General features: G+C 56.8%; 14 protein-coding genes. 13 read left to right on the forward strand and 1 reads right to left on the reverse strand.

Annotated elements, in window-relative coordinates; all coding sequences use genetic code 11:
• The 7 genes from JJQ76_RS12835 (at position 1) to JJQ76_RS12865 (ending at position 7,614) form a co-directional block, all read left to right on the forward strand.
• Complete coding sequence (locus JJQ76_RS12835) at positions 1-453, forward strand: chemotaxis protein CheD (RefSeq protein ID WP_210397258.1); 453 nt, start codon at positions 1-3, stop codon at positions 451-453.
• Between the two features lie 10 nt (positions 454-463).
• Positions 464-1,564: a protein-glutamate methylesterase/protein-glutamine glutaminase gene (locus tag JJQ76_RS12840; RefSeq protein WP_210397259.1), complete on the forward strand. Its 1,101-nt coding sequence runs from the start codon at positions 464-466 to the stop codon at positions 1,562-1,564.
• Between the two features lie 132 nt (positions 1,565-1,696).
• Positions 1,697-2,680 (forward strand): HD-GYP domain-containing protein, encoded by a 984-nt coding sequence (locus JJQ76_RS12845; RefSeq protein WP_210397260.1) that lies wholly within the window; start codon positions 1,697-1,699, stop codon positions 2,678-2,680.
• A 75-nt stretch (positions 2,681-2,755) separates the two neighbouring features.
• Positions 2,756-4,117 carry a sigma-54-dependent transcriptional regulator gene (locus JJQ76_RS12850; protein ID WP_210397261.1) on the forward strand — a complete coding sequence of 454 codons (1,362 nt, stop codon included), beginning with the start codon at positions 2,756-2,758 and terminating at the stop codon, positions 4,115-4,117.
• 360 nt (positions 4,118-4,477) lie between these two features.
• The gene (locus JJQ76_RS12855; RefSeq protein ID WP_210397262.1) at positions 4,478-5,461 is read left to right on the forward strand and encodes a TRAP transporter substrate-binding protein; all 984 of its coding nucleotides are present in this window, start codon (positions 4,478-4,480) and stop codon (positions 5,459-5,461) included.
• 189 nt (positions 5,462-5,650) lie between these two features.
• Positions 5,651-6,217, forward strand: coding sequence for a TRAP transporter small permease (locus JJQ76_RS12860; protein WP_210397263.1), 567 nt, complete (start codon positions 5,651-5,653; stop codon positions 6,215-6,217).
• Entirely contained in the window at positions 6,217-7,614 is a 1,398-nt protein-coding gene (locus tag JJQ76_RS12865) for a TRAP transporter large permease (RefSeq protein WP_210397264.1), read from the forward strand. Before JJQ76_RS12860 ends, JJQ76_RS12865 begins: the two co-directional genes overlap by 1 nt.
• A 415-nt stretch (positions 7,615-8,029) precedes the next feature.
• Here JJQ76_RS12865 and JJQ76_RS12870 read toward each other — a convergent pair whose 3' ends face one another.
• Positions 8,030-10,435 (reverse strand): penicillin-binding protein 1A, encoded by a 2,406-nt coding sequence (locus JJQ76_RS12870; protein WP_210397265.1) that lies wholly within the window; start codon positions 10,433-10,435, stop codon positions 8,030-8,032.
• A 144-nt stretch (positions 10,436-10,579) separates the two neighbouring features.
• Here JJQ76_RS12870 and pilM point away from each other — a divergent pair, with 144 nt between their 5' ends.
• From pilM to aroK, 6 genes are read left to right on the forward strand one after another with little or no spacing between them, the layout of a single operon-like run.
• Positions 10,580-11,641, forward strand: coding sequence for a type IV pilus assembly protein PilM (gene pilM, locus JJQ76_RS12875; RefSeq protein WP_210397266.1), 1,062 nt, complete (start codon positions 10,580-10,582; stop codon positions 11,639-11,641).
• Between the two features lie 2 nt (positions 11,642-11,643).
• A complete protein-coding gene (locus JJQ76_RS12880) occupies positions 11,644-12,201 on the forward strand; it encodes a PilN domain-containing protein (protein ID WP_210397267.1) in 558 nt (185 codons plus the stop codon).
• Entirely contained in the window at positions 12,201-12,806 is a 606-nt protein-coding gene (locus JJQ76_RS12885; RefSeq protein WP_210397268.1) for a type IV pilus inner membrane component PilO, read from the forward strand. The genes JJQ76_RS12880 and JJQ76_RS12885 overlap by 1 nt, the downstream gene beginning before the upstream one ends.
• Complete coding sequence (locus JJQ76_RS12890) at positions 12,790-13,338, forward strand: pilus assembly protein PilP (protein WP_210397269.1); 549 nt, start codon at positions 12,790-12,792, stop codon at positions 13,336-13,338. Before JJQ76_RS12885 ends, JJQ76_RS12890 begins: the two co-directional genes overlap by 17 nt.
• 32 nt (positions 13,339-13,370) lie before the next feature.
• Positions 13,371-15,464, forward strand: a complete 2,094-nt coding sequence (locus JJQ76_RS12895) for a type IV pilus secretin PilQ (RefSeq protein WP_246480735.1) — start codon at positions 13,371-13,373, stop codon at positions 15,462-15,464.
• Positions 15,465-15,481: 17 nt separating this feature from the next.
• Positions 15,482-16,000: a shikimate kinase AroK gene (gene aroK, locus JJQ76_RS12900; protein ID WP_281412004.1), complete on the forward strand. Its 519-nt coding sequence runs from the start codon at positions 15,482-15,484 to the stop codon at positions 15,998-16,000.
• Position 16,001 lies beyond the last annotated feature (1 nt).

Raw genomic sequence — 16,001 nt, forward strand, 5'->3', positions numbered from 1 at the left:
ATGGTGGTGTTGAAGCCGGGCGAATTTTTCTTCGGAACCGACAACGAGCGCATTCGCACGCTGTTGGGTTCCTGCATTGCGATCACCATCTGGCACCCGCAGCGATCCATCGGTGGCATGTGCCACTATCTGCTGCCGGCGAGTCCCCGAGGTGCGGAGCCGCCTTATGACGGCCGGTATGCCGACCACGCGATGGCCATGTTTCGCCAGGCTCTGGCCCGCACCAAAACTCAGGCGGCTGATTACGAGGTTAAACTGTTCGGCGGCGCCAATATGTTTCCTCATCTGCCCGCCAGTGGCGGCGACGTGGGGCGACGTAATATTGAGGCGGCCCACGAGTTATTGGAATTAAACGGCTTTCGGGTTAAAGATCAGCATGTTGGATTGACCGGCCACCGGACCGTCATTCTTGAGCTGGCGACGGGCCACACCTGGATTAAGTGGCAGGGCTGAGGGAAAACAGATGTCGTCTGGAAAAATTAAAGTGATGGTTGTCGATGATTCAGCCGTGGTGCGACAAGTGGTGAGCGAAGTCTTGTCGAAAGATCCCGGAATCGAAATCATTGCGGTGGCTTCCGATCCTATTTTTGCCATGAGCCGTATGGAAAAGCAGTGGCCCGATGTCATTTTGCTCGACATCGAAATGCCGCGCATGGACGGGATAAGCTTTCTTGCCAAGATCATGGCTGAGCGTCCGACGCCGGTGGTGATCTGCTCATCGTTGGCCGAGAGTAATAGCGAAACCATGCAGCGGGCGCTGGCTGCCGGTGCGGTAGAGATCATCACCAAGCCCAAGGTTGGGCTCAAGGGGTTTTTGCACGAGTCCGCCAAGGTGATGATCGACGCGGTAAAGGCCGCCGGCCAAGCGCGCCTGAGGACGGGAGCCCGGCCCCTTCGCCCCGCGAAACCAGTACAGGTGAGCCCGAAGTTGAGCGCTGATGCGGTGATCAGCGCCGGACAGGCTCTTGGTGGGGTTAAAACGACCGAGGTGATAATCGCCATCGGTACTTCTACCGGCGGTACTCAGGCTCTGGAAGCGGTGCTGACCAAGTTGCCCCGGGTGACCCCCGGGATCGTCATTGTGCAGCATATGCCGGAAAAGTTTACCGAAGCCTTTGCCCAGCGGCTGGACAGTCTGTGTGAGATCAACGTTCGTGAGGCGCGCAACCAGGATCGGGTGCTGCCCGGTCAGGCGCTGATCGCTCCGGGCGGCAAGCATATGCTGGTCAAGCGCAACGGTGCCCAGTTTCATGTCGAGGTGGTGGATGGTCCGCTGGTGAACCGCCATCGGCCCTCGGTGGATGTGTTGTTTCGTTCGGTGGCTAAATGCGCCGGCCCGAGTGCGCTTGGCATCATTATGACCGGCATGGGTGACGACGGCGCGCGGGGATTGCTGGAGATGCGTCACGCCGGCGGCCAGACTCTGGGACAGGATGAGCAAAGCTGTGTGGTTTTTGGCATGCCCAAAGAGGCGATCAAACTGGGCGCCGTAGAGAAGACGGTGTCGCTAGAGGGGATTCCTGCGGCTATCGCTGATTTTCAGCGCCGTTCCAGTAGCATTTAAACCATCAATCAATAGGTTAAGTGTTTGCTGCCGGCGTGTGATTCCGCTATCGTGGGCTGGTAGAGATATCACTACAAGCTTATATGATCAGAGGCTATCCAGGGGATCAGGGCCCCTATGCCGGAGAGCTGAATGAATCCAGAATCCCCTCGGCCCGCCGCAGATGGCGGTGCGCAGTCCGAGTCAGTTTCGGTGTTAACCTGGGCGGATGAGCAACATCTCTTTCTGACCCAGACCTTCGACGCCCTTTTGGTCAGTCCTGACCGAAAGCACGTTTCTCGCTGTCTTTATCTCGCCCACAAGATCCAGAGTGGCTGCAAGCATAGCCCGGAGGGCGTGCTGGCAGCACTGCATCTGAATCGTACCGCCCGTTATCAGCATGTTAAGGAACTGTTTGCCGGCGTGCTGTGTGAGCTGCTGGGGCAAAAGGTGGGGATGACGCCCTCCGCTCGTTTGCTGCTGATCTGCGCAGCGTTGACCCAGGATATCGGAATGCTCGACCTGCAGGACGAGAAACTCGATAAACAGGTGACCGCGCTTACGGATCAGCAAAAAAGGATTATCACCAAGCATCCCCATAATGGCCGCCAGATTCTGGAGCGCGCCGGGGTCAAAGACAGCGTCTGGTTGAGTGCGGTTGAGCAGCACCACGAGCGCCCGGACGGCAACGGCTACCCGCAAGCGTTGACCGCTGAGGCCATATCGCAGCCGGCCAAGTTGTTGTCTGTCGCCGATATTTATGTGGCGATGATGCGACCACGCGGTGATCGGCCGGCGATGTTTCCCCGCGAGGCGATGAAACAGGTGTTTTTGGCTCGAGGCCACCAGGTTGATAATGACATTGCGCGCCAGCTCATCGAGGTGATCGGCATGCACCCGCCGGGAATCTGGGTAAAGCTGATTAATGGCGAGGTCGGGGTGGTGGTGGCTCAGGGGTCGACACCTGCTTTTCCCCGGGTGGCCACGGTGTTATCCCACGACGGCGAACATCTCGGCGCCGCCGTTATCCGTGACACCAGCCAGCGAAGCTATACCTTGGTCGAGGCGGTAACCGCTCCCTTCCATTTCAATTTGTCCGCCATATTGGCTGATCTCTGGCCTCGTCTGCCGGCCTGAAGGTGTCGCGGGTGAGCACCGGCGCTGATTGGGCTATCATAGGTCAGCTTTATCCCCACTGACGGAATCCTAGTTATGGTTGACGCCGTTCGCCCGGTCATCTTAGTCGACGACGAAAAACATATTCGTACCGCCGGTAGCCAAACGCTGGAACTGGCCGGCTACGACGTCGTTGCGCTGGACCATGCGGATCGCGTGCTGCCGTTATTGACTCCGGCCTGGCCCGGGGTGGTGGTGACCGATATCAATATGCCGGGCACTGACGGCCTGGAACTGATGAAGCAGGTGATGAGTATCGATCCGGATATCCCGGTGATTCTGATTACCGGTCACGGTGACATTTCCATGGCGGTGAATGCCATGCGTAGCGGCGCCTATGACTTTATTGAAAAGCCATTTCCCGCCGATCTGCTGACCGATGTGGTGCGTCGTGGTATGGAAAAACGGGCGCTGACACTGGAGGTCAGGGACCTGCGCCATGAGCTGCAGGTGCAAAGTGCGCCGGGCCCGCGGATTATCGGACGAACCCCGGCCATCCAGCGGATGCGCCAGTTGCTCTCTCAGGTGGCGGATACGCCGGCTGATATTTTGATCATGGGGGAAACCGGAACCGGCAAGGATCTGGTGGCGCGCTATATCCACGAGACCAGCCGCCGCAAGGATCGTAACTTTGTTGCGATCAACTGCGGTGGGGTGCCGGAAAACCTGATCGAAAGCGAGCTGTTCGGGCATGAAAAAGGTGCGTTCACCGATGCCAAGGCGCAGCGCATCGGCAAGCTGGAACACGCCAATGGCGGCACTTTGTTTCTCGATGAGATCGAGAGTATGCCGATGTCGCTGCAGATCAAGTTGCTGCGTGTACTGGAAGAGCGCTGTATCGAGCGTCTGGGCGCCAACGACTCCATACCGCTGGACCTGCGAATCATCGCTGCCTCCAAGGCCGATCTCAAAGAGCTCAGCGCAGAGGGGCAGTTTCGCGAGGATCTTTATTATCGTCTCAACGTGGTGCGGGTGGATATTCCGGCGTTGCGTGAGCGGCGGGATGATGTGCCGCTGCTGTTCCAGCATTTTGCGTTGATCGCGTCGGCTCAATATCAACGCGAAGTCCCCGCCCTGAGTCCGGAGCGTGTGCACAGCCTGATGAGCTACGACTGGCCCGGTAACGTGCGGGAACTGCGAAATGTGGCTGAGCGCTACGTGCTGTTGGGCGAGGCCTGCACCTTTGAGTTCGACCAGTTGATTCCCCAGTTTGATGCTGTTGCCGGTGAGACTTTGCCAGACAAGGTCGATCGCTTCGAGAAAATGCTGATCGAAGAGGAGTTAGCGCGCCATCAGGGGCGGATCAAGGATACGCTGGCAAGCCTGGGTCTGCCGCGTAAAACCCTGTATGACAAAATGCGCAAATACAACCTCGACAAGCGTGACTTCAAAGCCTGAGTTGATACTGACCGGCATCGTTGGCTGCAGGCCGCGTCGGTTCAATTGCTCTGGCCCACCCGATGCCGGCGTTCAGCCTGGCTCATGCCGTACGCCGGCCTTCTCGCGATCCCCGCAGCGACCTAAAGTGGCGGATTTTCAGCCATGCTGATGGTGAAAATGGGTGGAAATCCGCCAGTTTTGGTTTGGTAAAGAGCCCGCGCTCCTTGTCTAAACCTTCAACTTTTTGAATTAAAAGTAATTTTCCTATTTCTGGGCTTTTTGGCACGGTACCTGCTACATGTGGTCGCCCGGCCCGAAAGAGAAGCACGGGCCATGGATAACAATTACACAACGAGAAAAATCACGAGGAAAAAGCATATGCGTCTTATCTCTGCGGCAGTTGCCACTCTCGCTCTGACTGTTGGTGCCCAAGTTGCCACCGCAGCCCCCGTCGAGCTGAAGTTCTCTCACGTAGTAGCGGAAAACACCCCCAAGGGGCAGATGGCCACTAAGTTCCGTGATCTGGTTGCCGAGCGTCTGGGCGGCAAGGTTGAGGTGAAGGTCTACCCCAACTCGCAGCTGTTCGGGGACAACAAGGTTCTGGAAGCGATGCTGCTGGGTGACGTGCAGATGGCTGCACCTTCTCTGTCCAAGTTCAACAAGTACACCACTGCGCTGCAGATCTTCGACCTGCCCTTCCTGTTCAAGGATATGGCGGCGGTAGAAAAGTTCCAGCAGGGCCCTGCGGGTCAGAAGCTGCTGGGCTCTCTCGAGAAGAAAGGTCTGGTTGGTCTGGGTTACCTGCATAACGGTATGAAGCAGCTGTCCGCCAGCGATCCGCTGCGTGTACCTGCAGATGCTGCGGGTAAGAAGTTCCGTATCATGGCATCCGACGTGCTGTCCGCTCAATTTGAAGCACTCGATGCAGTTCCGCTGAAGAAACCGTTCTCTGAAGTATTTACCCTGCTGCAGACCCGCGCCATCGACGGTCAGGAAAACACTTGGTCCAACATCTACTCCAAGAAGTTCTTCGAAGTTCAGCCTTTCATCACCGAGTCTAACCACGGTGTGCTGGACTACCTGGTGGTAACCTCCAAGGAGTTCTGGATGGGTCTGGACGACAGCACCCGTACCGAGCTGAAGAAAGCGCTGGATGAAGCCATCGCCTACGGCAACAAGGTTGCTGGCGACAAGGCCGAAGAAGACAAGAAAGCGATCGCCGAATCTGGCCGTTCTGAAGTGCTGTCCCTGACCGACGCCGAGCGTCAGCAGTGGGTTGAAGCGATGAAGCCGGTTTGGAAGCAGTTTGAAGGCGAAATCGGTGCCGACCTGATCGAAGCCGCGGTTCAGTCTAACAACTAAGCGCTTCGCCGATGGGGCTTTGGCCCCGTTATCTGACAGGGGCTTCGGCCCCTGTTCTATCCTTCTACAGCAAACATAAGGTTCCAGAGGAGAGTGCGCTCGGGTGGCTTCTCCTGTGGGACGGCTTTGTGCGACTACAGACCATATCGTGCAGTAGGCGGGCTGCTGCGCAATCAGGGGTTGTGAGACATGATTGTCAAACTGACGAATAAGATAGAAGAAGCGATTCTGTCGCTGCTGCTGGTGTCGATGACACTGCTGGTTTTTGTCGAGGTGGTATTGCGCTTCGGCTTCAATACCGGCATCCACTGGGCTCAGGAGGTCACCTTGACTCTGGCGGCCTGGTTTGTGCTTTTTGGTGCCTCCTACGGGGTGAAGGTCGGCTGTCACATCGGTGTTGATGTGTTCGTCAAGCTGCTACCCCGCAATATTCACCGCGGATTCACCATCCTGGCGGTGTTGCTCTGCCTCACCTACTGCGGTCTGATTCTTTACGGATCGCTGATCTATCTCGACAAGATGATGATGATCGGCATTGAGATGGAAGACCTACCGGTGCCGAAGTGGATTCCCATGAGTATCTTGGTGGTCGGTTTTGTGTTGTTGATCATTCGCTTTTTGCAGCTGCTGTGGAAAGTGGTCACCGGCCAGGAGGAGGGCTTCCATCTGGCGGATGAAGCGGAAGAGAGCATGCATATCGCCAAGGAGCTTGAAGAAGCAATGCACAACAAAGAGAACAAGGGGGATAACCACTAATGGCTACAGCAACGCTTTTTATCCTGCTGTTTGCGTGCATGTTCATGGGCATGCCGATCGCCATCGCGCTCGGTTTCTCCAGTGTCAGCACCATCCTGTTGTTCTCTAACGACTCGGTCGCCTCTATCGCGCTGAAGCTGTTTGAAGCAACATCCGAGCACTACACCCTGATGGCGATACCGTTCTTCATCCTGTCCTCGGCTTTCTTGTCCACGGGCGGTGTGGCGCGGCGCTTGATCGATTTCGCTATCGATACCGTTGGCCACGTTAAAGGTGGCCTGGCGATGGCGTCGGTCATGGCCTGTATGCTGTTTGCGGCGGTGTCTGGTTCGTCACCGGCGACGGTGGCGGCCATCGGCACTATCGTTATCGCCGGTATGGTGCGTTCCGGTTACCCGCAGAGCTTTGCGGCCGGTGTCATCACCACCTCCGGCACTCTGGGTATCCTGATCCCGCCATCAATCGTGATGCTGGTTTACGCAGCGGCCACTGAAGTGTCCGCTTCGCGCATGTTCATGGCCGGTTTTATCCCGGGGCTGATGATGGGTGGTCTGCTGATGCTGGCAATCTATATTGTCGCGCGGATCAAAAACCTGCCGGCACAGCCGTTCCCGGGCTTTGGCGCATTGTCACGCTCGTTCATTATCGCCATGGGCGGTCTGATGCTGATCGTGATCGTACTGGGTTCCATTTACGGCGGTATCGCCAGCCCCACCGAAGCGGCCGCTGCAGCGGCGGTTTATGCCTATCTGGTATCGGTGATGGGCTATCGCGATATCGGTCCGCTTAAAGGCATTCCCTGGCGCAAAGAGGGTGAAAACCCGGGATCCGTGCTGGTGCGAAACAGCTATCAGATCTTGCTCGCATTCCCCCGTACCATCTGGTGCAAGGATGTACAGAAGGTGATTCTGGACGCGGCCAAGGTGAGCATGATGCTGCTGTTCATCATCGCCAACGCCATGCTGTTTGCCCATGTACTGACCACTGAGCGTATTCCGCACGCGATTGCTGAGGTGATCATTGACTGGGGTCTGCCGGCATGGGGCTTCCTGATCGTGGTGAACATTCTGCTGCTGATCGCCGGTAACTTCATGGAGCCGTCGGCGATTCTGCTGATCATGGCGCCGATCCTGTTCCCGATCGCCACCCAGCTGGGGATCGATCCTATCCATCTGGGTATCATCATGGTGGTGAATATGGAGATCGGCATGTTGACCCCGCCGGTGGGGCTCAACCTGTTTGTGACGGCGGGGATAACCGGTCAGAACATGATCTGGGTAATCCGCTCGGTACTGCCCTGGTTGGTACTGATGCTGTTCTTCCTGCTGTTGATCACCTACATTCCGCAGATCTCGCTGTTCCTGCCGGAGTATATTGATCACCTGAAAGGCTACTAAGCCTCGCTGGACATGACCAAGCCGCCCCACGGGGCGGCTTTTTTGTGTTTGACCCCTTTGCCGTTGACGCTTGTCGATAGCCAATAGCCAATAGCCAATAGCCAATAGCCAATAGCCAATAGCCAATAGCCAATAGCCAATAGCCAATAGCCAATGGTCAATGGTCAAAGCAACGGGTGTTGATGGTGCATTCCTGGCACTCCCCTCCCCGTGGTGGGTAATGCGTCCTTGACCGCTTGAGCCTTTGGTCGACGACTGCAGGGATGATTGGCGCCGGCAATGATGGGGGCTGTGTGCGGCCAGATCCGGTCAGCGCGGCGCGGGTTCGCATCGCGATATGGCTCAGGGCTGTGTCACAACAACCGCTGCGGCTAGCGTAGGCGTGAGCCGCAGCAGGGGGCGGGCGGTATGCGGGTTAGAACAGCTCTTCCGGCGTTATGCTGTCGGTTGTCGCTGCGGGTCCAGCCATCTGCGCCATGTCGGTGGGCACATCCTCCTGGCGGAAGAACTCAAAGATGGCGTCGGCCTGGCCGGGATATGCAAGGAGCCCGGTTTTGGGGTCGATGCGCACGCTGACGATGCCTTGCGGCGGAATCAATGGTGTTTCCGGAACATCCGCCAGTGCTTCGCTCATAAAGTCGATCCAGATCGGGAGGGCTGCGGTGCTGCCATACTCCCTGCGGCCAAGGGTTTGTGGTTGGTCGAAGCCGACCCATACCGACGCCACCAGAGCCTGGTTGAAGCCCGAGAACCAGGCGTCTTTCTGGTCGTTGGTGGTGCCTGTTTTGCCGGCCAGGTCGGTACGCCCCAGTTTTTTGGCTTTGGCGCCGGTACCGCGCTTGATGACGTCCTGCATGATGTTGTTAATCAGATAGACCGAACGCTGGTCGATAATCTGCTCCGCAAGAGGCAAGCTGGTAAGGGGACCTTCGGTGTTCTCTGCCGGTAGGGGCGTATCGGCCTCCATGTAGATGCAGTCGGGGCAGACGGTGGCCGGTTGGGCTTCGAACAGGATGTCGTCGTCGGGACCGATGACGCGGCTCACCAGATAGGGGGTTATTTTGTAGCCCTGGTTGGCGAACGCAGCGTAGCCGGTGGCGAGCTCGAGCGGGGTGACATCCGCAGTGCCAAGGGCCAGAGACAGGTTGTTGGGCAGGCGTTCGGGGGCAAAGCCAAAGCGTTTGACGTACTCCAGTGTCGGGCGTACACCGAGTTGGCGCAGAATCCGGATCGATACCAGGTTGCGCGAGGTGTAGAGAGCCTCGCGCAGTCGGGTGGGGCCATAGAACTTACGGCTGTAGTTCTCCGGTCGCCAGTTGCTCTCCAGATTGCTGTCCTCAAACACCACCGGTGCATCGTTAATCACGCTGGCCGGAGTGAAGCCGCGTTCCAGGGCGGCGGTGTAGACGAAGGGTTTGAAGTTGGAGCCGGGTTGGCGGGTGCCTTGTGCCACACGGTTGAACTTGCTCTGGGCGAAGCTGAAACCGCCCACCAGTGCGCGTATGGCACCGTCTTGTGGGTCAAGCGCCACCAGTGCGCCCTGTACTTCCGGTATCTGGTTGAGCTGCCAGCTGCCGTCCTGCAGTTCTACAACGCGCACCTGATCCCCCGGCTGCAGTATATCGGCCGGACGCTCGGGCTTGGGCCCCTGGTTGTTGGCGTCGATGTAGGGCCAGGCCCATTTCATCTGCTCCCAGTCAACCCTGATGGACTGGCCGCTGATGTGCAGCAGTTCGGCGCCAAGTTCGTCGACGGCAAGCACTACCGCCGGTTCAAGATTGGCGTATTTCGTCGTACCGCGCATGGCATCGATCAGCAGATCGGGGTCGTCAATGCGGTCAAATCGGCGTTCCGGTCCCCGGTATCCGTGGCGGCGATCATAGGTCAACAGGCCGTCGACGACAGCGCGGTTGGCCGCGTCCTGCTCGCCACTGTTGATGGTGGTGTAGGCGCTGAAGCCGTCCGTGTAGATGCGGTCGCCATAGCTCTGCTGTAGTTCAGCTCTGACCATCTCTGCCACGTAGGGAGCACCAAGCTCGATATCGGAGCCATGATACTTAGCGGTGATGGGGGCTTGCAGGGCGGCGGTGAACGCCGCATCGCTGATGTAATTCAGGCCGCGCATACGCGACAGAATCCAGTTTCGGCGCTCCAGCGCGCGGCTCGGATTGGCGAGCGGGTTGTAGGCTGATGGTGCTTTGGGAAGGCCGGCGATCATCGCCAGTTCGGCAAGGGTGAGCTGATCGATATCGCGCCCGTAGTAGACATTGGCAGCAGCTTGGATCCCGTAAGCTCGGTTGCCAAGGTAGATTTTGTTGACGTAGAGCTCAAGAATCTCCTCTTTGCTGAGCTCCTGCTCGATCTGCAGCGCCAGCAGTATCTCGTTAAACTTGCGAATAAAGGTCCGCTCGCGGGTCAGGAAGTAGTTTTTGGCTACCTGCATGGTGATGGTACTGCCACCGGTTTGAATGCGGCCGCTGGTAGCCAGTTGGAATGCGGCACGTGCCAGACCCTTAAAATCGATTCCGATATGTTCTTGGAAGCGACTGTCTTCCGCAGACAGTATTGCCTGGACGAACTGTTCCGGTATCTGTTCGTAGCTAATCGGCGTGCGTCGCATTTCACCGAATTCGGCGATCAATTTATGGTCACGGGAATAAATTCGAAGCGGTGTTTGTAGGCGGACGTCGCGTAATTGGTCGACCTCCGGCAGCCCGGGCTTGAGATAGAGATATGCGCCGCCGAGAGCGGCGGCTCCGATAAATGCACAGATAATCGCGGTTTTAACGCAAAAGCCGAGCAGAGTTTTGACTTTGATCATGTTAACCTAAAGCCGGAATGATAAGTGGCGATATATAATGATGCCGTTTTTAGAACGAAATCGAAATGGGCGGTAATTAATTCTATACTTGCGGCAATCGACAAAAGTTCGGTGCTTATGTTCACCTGGTTCAAGGACTAATCAGTGATAAGTCTCTTTAAGACAAAATCCAAAGCGTTGCTCGGTGTGGACATTGGGTCCTCGTACGTCAAGCTTCTGGGTTTATCGCAGCAAGCCGGTGGTTACAAAGTTGATGCCTTTTCTGTTGTTCACCTGCCCGAAGGCGCAGTAATCGACAATAACGTACAAGACGTACCCGTCGTTGCTGAGGCTTTGGAAAAGGCCCTTCGCCTTTCCGGGGCCCGGGTTAAGAGCGCTGCGACTTCCGTACCCACATCCTTGGTCATCTTGAAAACGCTAGAGTTCAGTACGGCGTTTACGGAAGATGAGCTGGAAGACCAGATCAAGGTCGAAGCAGATCAATTCATCCCCTACCCCCTCGACGAAGTTTCTATCGATTTCCATATTCAAGGGCCATCGGATAGCAATCCCGACCTGAACGAGGTGTTGCTGGTTGCCTGTCGCCAAGACAGCGTCCAGTCCCGTGAAGATGCAGTTAACGGTGCGGGCATGATCTGTGATGTGATTGATGTGGATACCTACGCGATTGAGCGGGCATGTGAGGTTCTGACCCCTATTCATGAACTCGAGGGACGCACTGTTGGGTTGGTGGATATCGGTGCCAGCAGCATGACGCTGTACGTGCTTGAGGATGGTCAGGTGGTCTACAGCCGGGAACAGGCGTTCGGCGGCAACGATCTGACCCACAATCTCAGCCAGGTGGCCGATATGTCCGCCGACGACGTTGAGCGTGCCAAAAAGAGTGGCGAGCTGCCGGACGATCTGGTGCGCGACTACATCGAGCCGTTTAAGCAGACAACGGCGCAGCAGATTTCGCGCTCCCTGCAGTTTTACTATTCATCCGGTGCCCACGGAGAGTTGGAGAAACTGCTGCTGATGGGGGGCGTGGCAGCATTGCCGGGTATTGCCGACACCGTGGCTCAGGAACTTGGCATCAGCACTGAGGTGGCGGATCCATTTAGTGCAATGGCTATCGACGCCAAAATCAATCGAACCAAATTCGATATCGAGGCGGCATCTTTGGTGCTCGCCTGCGGTCTCGCACTGCGGGGCTTTGCGGGGTAACTATGGCTACAACCTTGATCAACCTCAGAGCCTGGCGTGACGATCGACGTCGTGACCGCCAGCAGCGATTTGTGGCTACCAGTCTGGCCATGGCGATTCTGGCCGGCGCTCTGGTCTGGGGGGCGGGATTCTATATCGAGACCCAGATAAAGAATCAGCAGCAGCGTAACGAATATCTGCGCCAGGAGATGACCAAACTGGATAGCAAAATAGCCGAGATTCGCGAGTTGCGCGCCAAGCGGGAGCGTCTGCTGGAGCGTCTGCGTGCGATTCAGGACCTGCAGGGTAACCGGCCGGTAATCGTGCGGGTGTTTGACGAGCTGGTGCGGGTGTTGCCGGACGACGTTTACTACAACAGCCTGACCCGCACCGGGGAATCGATGCATATCACCGGTAATGCTCGTGGCAACCGTGATGTGTCGATGCTGATGCGTAATATGGATCGCTCGGCATGGTTCAAGGAGCCGAATCTTAGCACGGTTAATCGGGCCGAAAACTCGCGCAGTTTCGACATGCGTGTCGAGCTCTCGCGGCCGAAACCGACGGAGGAGGGATCCTGATGTTGGACAAGTTTAAAGGCGCGTTTCGTGGCTTTGATATCAATAACCTGGATTTCAATACCGCCGGCTCATGGCCTATTGGCGTCAAGGCGGTGTTCTATCTTATCGTCGTGATCGCCCTGTCGGCCGCCGGTTATCATTTCTATATCAAAGATCTGCAAACCAAGTTCGAGCAGGAAGTTGCCAAGGAACCTGACTTGAAGCAGCAGTATCAGGTCAAGGCGTTCCAGGTCGCGAACCTGGAGGCGCTGAAGCGCCAGATGGAAGATGTAGAGGAAACCTTCTCCGAACTGCTCAAGCAGCTGCCAACCGACACAGAGGTGCCGGGATTGCTGGAAGATATTACCGAGATCGGCCAGAACAGCGGTTTGTCGTTTGACCTGATCTCACTGGCGGCCGAAAAGAAGGTGAAGTTCTATATCGAGCTGCCGATCAATATTCAGGTCAAGGGTAGTTACCACCAGCTCGGGGAGTTCGTCAGCGGGATGGCCGCTCTGCCCCGGATTGTGACGGTGCACGATTTTGCGATCAAACCGCTTAGTGCGACGGGTGATCTCAGTATGACGTTATCAGCAAGGACCTATCGCTATGACGATACCAACTAAAGCCGGCCTGATTGCCGTCGGGTTGGCGGCGATGGGGTTGCAGGGCTGCATGCAGGTTGAAGGTACTGCGGACCTGCAACGCTATGTTCAGGAAACCCAGTCCCGCCCGGTGGGTAAGATTGACCCGCTGCCGGAGTTTGAACCCTACGAAAGCTTTCTTTATCGGGCGACCAGTCTGCGCGGACCGTTTCAGCCTTTGGTTCGGGTAGAGCTGACCGAAGAGGAAGAGGCCGGTCCAAGAAATGACCTGAAGCCCGATTTTGAGCGCCCCAAAGAACCGCTTGAAGCTTTCAAGCTGGAAAGCCTGAGCATGGTCGGCACCATTCATATGCTGGATTTCGGCTCGCTGACCGCGCTTATTCGTGACGCTAACGGAGAAATCCACCGTATTCATGCCGGGAACTTTATCGGTCGCAACTACGGTGAGATTATCGATGTGAGTGAAACACAGATCGATATTGTAGAAATCGTTCCCAACGGCAGAGACGGCTGGATGAAGCGTCCCCGCAACTTGGTGTTGGTGGAAAATTGATGAAGACGTTTATGGATATGACGGTGATTGCTATGCCAAGAGTTAAGCGGACTACCAGCCGATGGACCGGGGCCTTGATGGCGATGGTGGCTTCGATGCTGTTGAGCGTTGTGGCGCATGCTGAGGTCAAGATCGTCGATACTTCCTTCGTCAGTCTGCCCGGAAACCGGATGGAAGTGCGGATCGATTTTGATCAGCCGCCACCCTTGCCGCGCACCTACATGATCGAGAACCCCGCACGTGTTGTGCTTGACCTGTTTGATGTGGTCAATGGCCTCAGTACCAAAAGCGTGGATATCAAGAGTGGGCAGGTGGACAGCCTCAATATCGCCGAGGTTAAGGGGCGCGTGAGAATGATCGCCAACCTCTACGAGTCCGCCGAGTATGATACCTATGTTGAGGGTAACAGCCTGTTTGTGGTCTTCGGCTCCGGGGCGACCGCGGCAATGGCGTCAGTCCATCCTCAGGTCGAAGAAGCCGCTCCGGCTGCGCCGATGGGTGCGCCCAAACGTACTCAGGTTCAGGGGATCGATTTTCGCCGCATTGAAGGTGATTTGGGGCGGGTGATCATCTCGATGACCGATGCCAAAGCCGGTGTCGATATCGTTGAGGAGGGTGCCAATGTTGTCGTCAATCTGATCGGTGCACAGCTGCCGGTCGACCTGGAGCAGCGGATCGACGTCCAGGACTTTTCCACCCCGGTGCTGTTTGTTGATGCTCTCGGCGATGGCAACAACGCCAGTATCTTGATCAAACCGACGGCACAGCCCTACGATTACCTGGCTTATCAGTCCGATAACCAGCTGGTGGTGGACTTCAAGCCGGTGAGCGATTTTGATGCCGCCGAGCGTCAGCGTGAGCGCTTCCCCTATACCGGCGAGAAGCTGAGCCTCAACTTCCAGGATATTGATATTCGGTCGGTGCTGCAGATTATCGCTGACGTAACCGATATGAACCTGGTGGTCAGTGATACCGTCGCCGGCAATATTACCCTGCGACTCAAGAATGTCCCTTGGGACCAGGCGTTGGAGCTGGTGCTCAAAACCAAGAGTCTGGACAAGCGCGTTGTCGGTAACGTGATGATGGTCGCGCCAGCCTCGGAGATTGCGGAGCGCGAGCGGTTCGAGATCGAAACCAACAAGCAGGTCCAGGAGTTGGCGCCGCTGCAGACCGAATTCCTGCAGGTCAACTACGCCAAAGCGTCTGACATCGTGGCGATGCTGGGGGCGGAGCAGGGGCTGCTGTCAGAGCGCGGGTCGGTCAAGGCGGATCCGCGGACCAACCTGCTGTTGATCAAGGACACCGATAACAACATCTCCAAAGTGCGCCGCGCGTTGAAGAAGCTGGACGTGGCGGTCCGCCAGGTGATGATCGAAGCGCGTATCGTTACCATCAACTCCGACTTCACCAAGGATCTAGGGGTGAAATGGGGCGCGGGCTATATCAATGATCGCAGCAATAACCGTAGCTTGGTTATTGGTGGTAACGCGCCCGGTGACACTGCCCAGGCGGGCGGTGGCGGTGCGTTGACCCTGCCTGCAGGTTTGAATGTGGATCTGGGTGCGACTACGGTTGGAGCGTCCAACTTTGCTATCGGCATCGGCACCAACTCGGCGCTGCTGCAGATGGAGTTGTCAGCGCTGGAAAGCGACGGCAAGGGTGAGGTTGTTTCCCAGCCCAAGATTATTACCGCCAATGGCAAGCAGGCACGGATCCAGTCGGGTGAGGAGATTCCTTTCCAGACGGTTGAGGATGGTGAGGTTAACGTTGAGTTCAAGGAGGTGGTACTGGCGCTCGATGTGACGCCGCAGATCACCCCGGATAACCGCTTGATTCTGGATCTCAAGGTGAATCAGGACACCCGTGGCGAGGCGTTGCCCAACGGTGAGGTGGGGATAAACACCAACGAGCTGGAAACCCAGGTGCTGGTGGATAACGGCGAAACCGTAGTGTTGGGTGGCGTGTTCGAAAAAACGTCCACCAGCCAGGTGACCAAAGTGCCGCTCCTCGGTGATATCCCGTTCATCGGTAAGCTGTTCCGTCGCACGCTGAATATCGATAGTAAGGACGAACTGCTGATCTTCATTACTCCCCGTATTATTGAGGAGTCGGTTACCGCACGGTAAGCGAGAGAGCTGTTCGTTTGAATGTTTTTCTGATCGGGCCTATGGGCGCTGGCAAGAGCACCATAGGCCGTCTTCTTTCTCAAGAGCTCAAGCTTGAGTTTGTCGATTCCGACAAGGAGATCGAATCTCGTGCCGGGGCGGACATTCCTTGGATTTTCGACGTCGAGGGCGAGGCCGGTTTTCGTAAGCGTGAAGCGGCCATGATCGCGGACCTTACCCAGCGTGATGATATCGTCCTCGCCACCGGTGGGGGGGCGGTACTGGATCCGGCCAACCAGCGTTGTTTGCAAGCTCATGGTGTGGTGGTCTATTTGCATGCCACCCTGGAGCAGCAGGTAGAACGGACCGCAAAAGACCGCAATCGGCCTTTGCTTCAGGCTGAGAATCCCTCTAAAGTGTTGGCGGACCTGATGGAGGTGCGCGATCCCATTTACCGTCACTGCTGCGATCATATGGTGGAAACTGATGGTCGCCGCCCAAAGGCGGTAGCGAAGGAGATTGTGGCTTACCTTCATGATGCTGGCATTTTGAGGTAAG

This window comes from Motiliproteus sediminis (assembly GCF_017912535.1).
Classification (GTDB): domain Bacteria; phylum Pseudomonadota; class Gammaproteobacteria; order Pseudomonadales; family Balneatricaceae; genus Motiliproteus; species Motiliproteus sediminis.

Coding starts and splice junctions, on each gene's coding strand:
- JJQ76_RS12835 (WP_210397258.1), top strand. CDS start 1: ATGGTGGTGTTGAAGCCGGGCGAATTTTTCTTCGGAACCGACAACGAG.
- JJQ76_RS12840 (WP_210397259.1), top strand. CDS start 464: ATGTCGTCTGGAAAAATTAAAGTGATGGTTGTCGATGATTCAGCCGTG.
- JJQ76_RS12845 (WP_210397260.1), top strand. CDS start 1,697: ATGAATCCAGAATCCCCTCGGCCCGCCGCAGATGGCGGTGCGCAGTCC.
- JJQ76_RS12850 (WP_210397261.1), top strand. CDS start 2,756: ATGGTTGACGCCGTTCGCCCGGTCATCTTAGTCGACGACGAAAAACAT.
- JJQ76_RS12855 (WP_210397262.1), top strand. CDS start 4,478: ATGCGTCTTATCTCTGCGGCAGTTGCCACTCTCGCTCTGACTGTTGGT.
- JJQ76_RS12860 (WP_210397263.1), top strand. CDS start 5,651: ATGATTGTCAAACTGACGAATAAGATAGAAGAAGCGATTCTGTCGCTG.
- JJQ76_RS12865 (WP_210397264.1), top strand. CDS start 6,217: ATGGCTACAGCAACGCTTTTTATCCTGCTGTTTGCGTGCATGTTCATG.
- JJQ76_RS12870 (WP_210397265.1), bottom strand. CDS start 10,435: ATGATCAAAGTCAAAACTCTGCTCGGCTTTTGCGTTAAAACCGCGATT.
- JJQ76_RS12880 (WP_210397267.1), top strand. CDS start 11,644: ATGGCTACAACCTTGATCAACCTCAGAGCCTGGCGTGACGATCGACGT.
- JJQ76_RS12885 (WP_210397268.1), top strand. CDS start 12,201: ATGTTGGACAAGTTTAAAGGCGCGTTTCGTGGCTTTGATATCAATAAC.
- JJQ76_RS12890 (WP_210397269.1), top strand. CDS start 12,790: ATGACGATACCAACTAAAGCCGGCCTGATTGCCGTCGGGTTGGCGGCG.
- JJQ76_RS12895 (WP_246480735.1), top strand. CDS start 13,371: ATGCCAAGAGTTAAGCGGACTACCAGCCGATGGACCGGGGCCTTGATG.